This window comes from Nonomuraea antimicrobica (assembly GCF_039536965.1).
GTDB lineage: Bacteria > Actinomycetota > Actinomycetes > Streptosporangiales > Streptosporangiaceae > Nonomuraea > Nonomuraea antimicrobica.
Window position 1 is genome coordinate 66,592 of the sequence record NZ_BAAAZP010000111.1, and the last position, 7,148, is coordinate 73,739.

Genomic DNA, 7,148 nt, shown 5'->3' on the forward strand with positions numbered 1-7,148 from the left:
ACGTGGCCGCGACGCAGACCCCCTCGCACATCCGCCTGTCGAACGAGATCGCGGTGCAGTTCCACGGCCGCGACCCGGCCTGGGCGGCCGAGCAGATAGCCGCCCACATCCGCTCCTTCTGGGATCCCCGGATGCGGGCCAGGCTGATCGCCGACGCGTCCATCGACGGGCTGCTGGACCCGCTGGTCGTGGCCGCCGCCGCGCTCCTGCCTCCGGCGCGCGAGGCCCACTGATCGCGACGGTCCCGCCCCTGGTGTCAGGGGCGGGACCCCGGTCCGAGTTCGCGATCAGCGCTCCGCGATGATGAGCACATGGCCGATCATGTCGTTCTGTTCTCCTACGGCACGCTGCGCCGGCGTGCGGTGCAGCTCTCGGTGTTCGGACGCGAGATCGCCGGCGCCCCCGACCGGTTGCCCGGCTACCGGCTGTCCATGCTGGAGATCACCGATCCGCACGTGATCGCGGTGAGCGGGGCCACGCACCATCCGATCCTGACGGCCACCGGCGATCCGGCCGACCTGGTGGAGGGCACCGCGCTCCAGATCACCGCGGACGAGCTGGCCGCGGCCGACGCCTACGAGGTCGACGACTACCGGCGCGCTCTCGTACCGCTGGAGTCCGGGCGGCGCGGCTGGGTGTACGCGGCGGACCACGGCGACCGCTGACGGGCTCAGCCGCCGGCGGGCCCGTCCTCCTCCTTCATCAGCAGGTCGAGCAGGCCGGGGAAGCGCGCGTCGAGGTCGTCCCTGCGCAAGGTGATGAACAGCTTGCGCCCCTCCGGCCGCTGGGTGATCACCCCCGCCTCGCGCAGCACCCGCCAGTGCGTGGTCAGCGTGGACTTCGGCACGCCCGGCACGATCGAGCCGCAGAACTGCTCCTCCCCCGCTCCCAGGGCCCGCACGATCCTCGCGCGGACCGGGTGGCCGAGCGCCGCGAGCACGTCCAGCAGGTCTATCTGGTCACGTGACGGGTGCAGCATGACCCGATTGTACGCACGTCCCGAACAGCGAGTTTGACGAACCACCCCCATTCGTACGAACATTCCGAACCGTACGTGTTTCCCGGACAATCGCTCTCGGGCGTAGGAGGTGGGGATGTACGACGTCGCGATCGTGGGCGGCGGACCCGTGGGCATGCTGCTGGCCGGCGAACTCGGGCTGCAGGGCGTCCATCCGGTCGTGCTCGAACGGCTGGCGGTCCCGTCCCAGGAGTCCAAGGCGGGCACGCTGCACGCGCGCACCGCGCAGAGCCTCGACCGGCGCGGCCTGCTGGACGCGGTCGGCAGGGCGAGCACGGGAAGCGTCAGCTTCCACTTCTCCGGCATGTTCGGGCTCGACCTCGGCGCGGTCGTGGAGGAGGGCGCGAGCATCGTCGGCAGCCCTCAGGCGTGGGCCGAGCAGGTCTTCGCCCGCCGCGCCGCCGCGCTGGGCGCCGAGCTGAGGCGGGGGCAGGAGGTCACAGGCCTGGTCCGGCACGACGACCATGTGGCGCTCACCGTCAACGGGCGCGAGCTGACCGCCCGCTACGTCGTCGGCGCCGACGGCGCGCGCAGCGTGGTCCGCCGCGCCGCCGGCATCCCGTTCACCGGCACGCCCGCGCGGGTGGCCGCGCTCATGGGCGACGTACGGCTGCTCGACCCGTACGGCGTGCCGCCCGGCTACACCCGCACCCCGCGCGGCTGGATCATCGTCTGGCTCCACCCCGCCGGGCACAGCCGCGTCACCACCTACGACTTCCGTGCCCCGCACCCCGACCGCCAGGCCCCGGTCACGCTCACCGAGCTGCGGGAGGCGGCCGAGCACATCCTCGACCGGCCGGTCCCCATGGCCGACCCGGTGAACCTGTCCCGCTACGGCGACGCCGCACTGCAGGCGGAGACGTACCGCGCGGGCCGGGTGCTGCTCGCGGGCGACGCCGCCCACGTGCACTTCCCCTGGGGCGGCCAAGGGCTGAACACCGGGCTGGAGGACGCGTTCAACCTGGGCTGGAAGCTCGCCGCGCACCTGCACGGGCACGCCCCCGACGGCCTGCTCGACACCTACCACGCGGAGCGGCACCCGGTGGCCGCCCGCGTCCTGTGGAACGTACGCGCGCAGACCGCGCTCGCCCACCCGGACCCGTCGGTCGATCCGCTGCGTGAGCTGTTCGCGGAGCTGATGCGGTTCGACGAGGTCAACACCCACCTCAGCGGGATGATCACCGGCGTCCACACCGCCTACGACGTGGGCGTGCCCGGGGCCGGGCGGATGCTGTCCGACCTGGTGCTGAAGACCACCGCCGGGCCGGTCAGGCTGGTGGAGCTGCTGCACGCGGGCCGCCCGCTGCTGCTCGACCTTTCCGGCCGCGACGACCTCGTGACGGAGGCGACCGGCTGGGCCGACCGGGTGGACGTGGTCAGGGCCCGCGCCGACCACCCCGCCGAGGCCCTGCTGATCCGCCCCGACGGATACGTGGCCTGGACCTCCGAAGCCACCGGACACCGGCTGCGCGACTCACTGGAACGCTGGTTCGGCCGGAGCACCACAACCGGGTGAGCAGCACGAGCGCTCGCGCACGATCGTGGTAGCGGAACCCCATCTCGTTTCCGAGGACGCCCCGGGGTGGCCGGCTCAACCGGCGAACGCGGTCGACGGCCTGCCGACGGCGCCCGTGCCGGCGAGGGCGAACACGGACCCGGCCGGGTCGCCGTCGGCGAGGTCGAGCCCCTCACGAGCCGACGTGACGTACAGGACGTCGAGGCGGGGCCCGCCGAACGCGCAGGAGGACGGCTGGTGCACGGGCATCGGGTACTCGCCGAGCAGGTCCCCGTCCGGAGAGATCCTGGCCAGGCGGTCGCCGCCCCAGATCGCGACCCACAGGCATCCCGCCGCGTCGACGGTGAGGCCGTCCGGCAGGCCGGAGTGCGCGGGGATCCGGAACAACGTGCGTCGCCGGCCGATCCGGGTGGACCCGGGTTCGGTGTCGAACGCCGAGATCTCCCCGGCGATGCTGTCGGCGAGGTAGAAGGTGTGCCCGTCGGGGCTCCAGTCGAGCCCGTTGGGCAGTGCCAGGTCGTCCAGGACGACGCGGCTCGTCCAGTCCGGCATGAGGACGTGCAGCGCGCCCTTGCCAGGCTCGAAGTCCATCGCCGTGCTGCCGGCCCAGAGCCGCCCCTGACTGTCGCACTTGGCGTCGTTCATGCGCTCGCCGTCGGGCAGGATCGCGCGCCGGACGGTCATCGATCCGTCGGCTTCGACGCTCGCGAACCCTTCCGCCGTCGCGGCGACGAAGCCTCCGCCGCGTCGTGGCACCGCCGCGCCGACGAGCGTCGGCAGCTCGATGCTGGTGGTACGGCCGACGGCCGGATCGCTGGTGTGGATGTGCCCGGCGGGGATGTCGACCCAGTGCAGGCGGCGGGTCCCGGCCACCCACACCGGGCCTTCGCCGACCCTGGCCCGGCCGGGGACCGCGACCTCTGCCGTCATCCGGAGTCCTCCCTCGACTGTCCAGGTCGCCGGTGTCGTGGTCGTGGCGAGGCGTTCATCCCGGCAGCACCACGGCGGCGTGGGCCAGCAGCCCGCCGTCGACGGGCAGCGCGACGCCGGTGATGAAGCTGGCGCGGTCGCCGGCCAGGAAGGCGATGGCCTCGGCGACCTCGTCCGGTCGCGCCACCCGGCCCAGCGGGTGCATGCGTCCCCACGCCTCGACGAGCTCCTGAGTGCCCTCGTCGCTGCCGTCGGAGAAGGCACGGGCCGAGGACCGCAGCATCGGGGTGTCCACCGACGCGGGACAGACGGTGTTGGCCCTGATCCCGTTCTTCGCCTCGTCGATCGCGATCGACCTGGCCAGCGCGTTGAGCGCTCCCTTGCTGGTCGTGTACGCGGCGACGGCGCTCTGCGTGACGAACGCCTGAACGGAGGAGACGATCACGATCGAGCCCGCGCCACGGGCGCGCAGGTACGGCAGCGCGTGCTTGACGACGTGAAAGGCGCCGGTCACGTTGACGGCGAGGACCTCGTTCCATTCGTCGGCGCCGGTCGTCGCGGTCGTGCCGTAGCGCTGGATCCCGGCGGCGGCCACGACGATGTCGAGCCCGCCGTGCGCGGTGGCGACGTTCTCGGCGAGCCGCGCGGTGGCGCTCTCGTCGGTGACGTCGAGCTCGACGTGTTCGACGCCTGGAAGCGGCGGCTCGGCGCCACGGGTCGGAGGCACGCCCGCGGCCACGACCGTAGCGCCGCGTGCCGCGAGCAGCCGGGCGGTCGCCCGTCCGATGCCGCTGTGCCCACCGGTGACGATGGCGACCTTGCCGTCGAACTCCGCCACGTTCCACTCCCTCGATGTCGTCCGCGGGCCGCTTGCTGCGGGATCACTCTAAAACAACGTTGTCTCAGCCGCTAGTCTGATCTCCCGCAGCCCCGCTGTGGTCTCGTTGAGCGGTGAGGAGAAGAGCGCGTGACGGCTGAGTGGATCCGGTGGCCCGCCAACGTCGTGGCCAGGTTCGGCGGCGAACCCGTGGCCTTCGGCGGCGACTACAACCCCGAGCAGTGGGACGAGAGCGTGTGGCACGAGGACGTACGACTCATGCGCGAGGCCGGGGTCAACCTCGTCACCGTCGGCGTCTTCGCCTGGTCGACCCTGCAGCCCGAGCCCGACCGCTGGAACTTCGGCTGGCTCGACCGCGTGCTCGACCTCCTGCACGCGAACGACGTCGCCGTCGACCTCGCCACGGCCACCGCGTCGCCTCCGCCGTGGCTCACCACACGGTTCCCCGAGGTGCTGCCCGTCGATCGGCACGGGCGGACGATGTCGCAGGGCGGGCGCCAGGCGTGGTCGCCGTCGTCGCGGGTCTATCGCGAGCACTCGCTCGCGCTGGTGGAGCAGATGGCGGCACGCTACGGCGAGCACCCCGCCCTCGCGCTGTGGCACGTCTCCAACGAACTCGGCGGCCACAACTCGCGGTGCTACGGCGAGGAGAGCGCCGTGGCGTTCCGGGCCTGGCTGAGGGAGCGCTACCGGGACTCGCTCGACGACCTGAACGCCGCCTGGACGACCGCCGCGTGGAGCCAGACCTACTCGGCGTGGGAGGAGATCCAGCCGCCGAGGCTCACGTTCACGGACTCGAACCCCACTCAGGTGCTGGACTTCGACCGCTTCAGCTCCGACCGGCTCCGCGAGCAGCTTCGGGCGGAGATCGCGGTGCTGCGCCGGGTCACCCCGGCCGTGCCCATCACCACCAACATGGTGCTCTTCGACGCCGGGAAGAACATGGACTACAGCTCGTGGACCGCCGACCTGGATCTCGTCGCGAGCGACCACTACCTGAGGCCGGCGCGTGACGCGCACGTCGAGCTGTCGTTCTCGGCCGACCGCGCGCGCGGCCTGTCGAAGGGCGGCCGTTGGCTGCTCATGGAGACCGCGACCGGCGCCACAAGCTGGCGACCCGTCAACCCCGCCAAGCGCACCGGGCAGCTCCGGCGGGACGTGTTCGCCCATGTCGCCCGCGGGTCCGACGGGATCTGCTTCTTCCAGTGGCGGGCCGCCCGCGCGGGCGCCGAGCGGTTCCACTCCGCGATGCTCCCGCACGCGGGCGCCGAGAGCAGGAAGTTCCTGGAGGTGGCGGCGCTCGGCGCGGAGCTGCGCTCCTGTGCCGAGGTGCTCGGGACGCGGGTCGTCGCGGACTGCGCGCTGCTGTTCTCCGAGGAGGCGTGGTGGGCGGCCGAGCGGGAGTCGCATCCGCACAACGGACTGTCGTACATGGAGTCCGCGCTCGGCTGGTACCGGAGTCTGTGGGAGCTGGGCGTCACCGCCGACGTCGTGCCGCCGTCGGCCGACCTGTCGGGCTACCGGCTGATCGTCGTACCCCTGCTCTACCTGGTCTCCGACCGGGACGCGGCCGCCGTCGCCGCCGCGGCGGACGCGGGGGCGACCGTGATCGTCACCTACTTCTCCGGCATCGTCGACCCCCTCGACCGGGTACGGCTCGGCGGCTACCCCGGGGCGTTCCGCGAGCTGCTGGGGGTGCGCGTGGAGGAGTTCGCGCCCATGGCGGAAGGTGACCCCGAGGAGGTGGAGATCGACGGGGTCACGGGGCGCGCCCGGATCTCGACCTGGCACGAGCGGATCGATCTGACGGACGCGGTGGCCGAGGCCCGCTACCTCGGCGGCGACTTCGCGGGCGCACCGGCGGTCACGCGTGCGGCACGGGGCACGGGAGCGGCCTGGTACGTGGGCGTCGAGCTGCCCGCCGACGCCCGCGCGCGGCTGCTGGCGGCGATCACCGACCGGCCGGTGACAGGGTCGCAGGCCGGGATCGAGGTCGTGACCCGCCGGTCGGCCGATCGCGAGTACGCCTTCCTCATCAACCACGGCGACCGCGAGGCCACCGTCCCCGGGTCGGGAACCGACCTGCTGGACGGGTCCGTTCACGAGGGACGGATCACGGTGCCCGCGGGCGGGGTGCGGGTCGTCGGATCGGCCCGCTGAACGCATGAGGGGCCCGGCCGCCTCGCCGCGTACGAGGGCGAGGCGGCGAACGTACACTGTGCTCGTCGGACTGGAGAGACCTGGTGCTTCGCAACCCCACGATGAAGGACGTCGCGCACGAGGCCGGAGTCAGCCTGAAGACCGTCTCGCGGCACGTCAACGGGGAGACGAACATCGATCCCGGCCTCGCAGAGCGCATCAGCGCGGCGATCGTGAAGCTCGGCTACCGCCGCAACCTGTCCGCCGCGAGCATCCGACCAGGCCGTACGGGCAAGACCATCGGCCTGGTCATCAGCGACCTCGCCAACCCCTACTACTCCACGCTCGCCCGAGCCATCGAGAGCGTGGCGGACGCGGCCGGCTACCTCGTCACGATCGCCAGCTCGGAAGAGGACGGACGGCGCCACGACCGCCTGGTCGACCGGCTCATGGAGCAGCGGGTCGACGGCCTGATCGTGGTGCCGCCGCGGCGGGCCGCCCGCGACTGGTCCGAGGTCGCCGCCCCGATCCCGCCGCTGGTGCTCCTCGACCGGCCCCTGCCGTACGCGGGCGCCGACGCCGTGCTCGCCGACAACGCGGGCGGGGCGCGCGCGGCCACCCTGGCGCTCGCCTCCGCCGGAGCGCGGCGCATCGCGTTCGTCGGCGACTCGCTCGACATCTACACGATCCGCGAACGTCACGCCGGA

8 protein-coding genes are annotated in these 7,148 nt (G+C 72.7%); 5 read left to right on the forward strand and 3 right to left on the reverse strand.

Annotated elements, in window-relative coordinates; all coding sequences use genetic code 11:
- Positions 1-2: 2 nt before the first annotated feature.
- Positions 3-233, forward strand: a complete 231-nt coding sequence (locus ABD844_RS31790) for a formate dehydrogenase subunit delta (RefSeq protein WP_344886398.1) — start codon at positions 3-5, stop codon at positions 231-233.
- 78 nt (positions 234-311) lie between these two features.
- A complete protein-coding gene (locus ABD844_RS31795) occupies positions 312-665 on the forward strand; it encodes a gamma-glutamylcyclotransferase family protein (RefSeq protein WP_344886399.1) in 354 nt (117 codons plus the stop codon).
- 5 nt (positions 666-670) lie between these two features.
- Here ABD844_RS31795 and ABD844_RS31800 read toward each other — a convergent pair whose 3' ends face one another.
- Entirely contained in the window at positions 671-979 is a 309-nt protein-coding gene (locus ABD844_RS31800; protein ID WP_344886400.1) for an ArsR/SmtB family transcription factor, read from the reverse strand.
- 115 nt (positions 980-1,094) lie between these two features.
- On the opposite strand from ABD844_RS31800, the gene ABD844_RS31805 reads away from it, so the two are divergent.
- Complete coding sequence (locus tag ABD844_RS31805) at positions 1,095-2,534, forward strand: FAD-dependent monooxygenase (RefSeq protein ID WP_344886401.1); 1,440 nt, start codon at positions 1,095-1,097, stop codon at positions 2,532-2,534.
- A 75-nt stretch (positions 2,535-2,609) separates the two neighbouring features.
- Here ABD844_RS31805 and ABD844_RS31810 read toward each other — a convergent pair whose 3' ends face one another.
- Together ABD844_RS31810 and ABD844_RS31815 are read right to left on the reverse strand one after the other, a co-directional pair.
- Positions 2,610-3,464 carry an SMP-30/gluconolactonase/LRE family protein gene (locus ABD844_RS31810; protein WP_344886402.1) on the reverse strand — a complete coding sequence of 285 codons (855 nt, stop codon included), beginning with the start codon at positions 3,462-3,464 and terminating at the stop codon, positions 2,610-2,612.
- Between the two features lie 55 nt (positions 3,465-3,519).
- The gene (locus ABD844_RS31815) at positions 3,520-4,302 is read right to left on the reverse strand and encodes an SDR family NAD(P)-dependent oxidoreductase (RefSeq protein ID WP_344886403.1); all 783 of its coding nucleotides are present in this window, start codon (positions 4,300-4,302) and stop codon (positions 3,520-3,522) included.
- 129 nt (positions 4,303-4,431) lie between these two features.
- On the opposite strand from ABD844_RS31815, the gene ABD844_RS31820 reads away from it, so the two are divergent.
- Both ABD844_RS31820 and ABD844_RS31825 read left to right on the forward strand, forming a co-directional pair.
- Positions 4,432-6,462: a beta-galactosidase gene (locus ABD844_RS31820; protein ID WP_344886404.1), complete on the forward strand. Its 2,031-nt coding sequence runs from the start codon at positions 4,432-4,434 to the stop codon at positions 6,460-6,462.
- An 83-nt stretch (positions 6,463-6,545) separates the two neighbouring features.
- The coding region (locus ABD844_RS31825) for a LacI family DNA-binding transcriptional regulator (protein WP_344886405.1) at positions 6,546-7,148 on the forward strand (603 nt) is incomplete at its 3' end.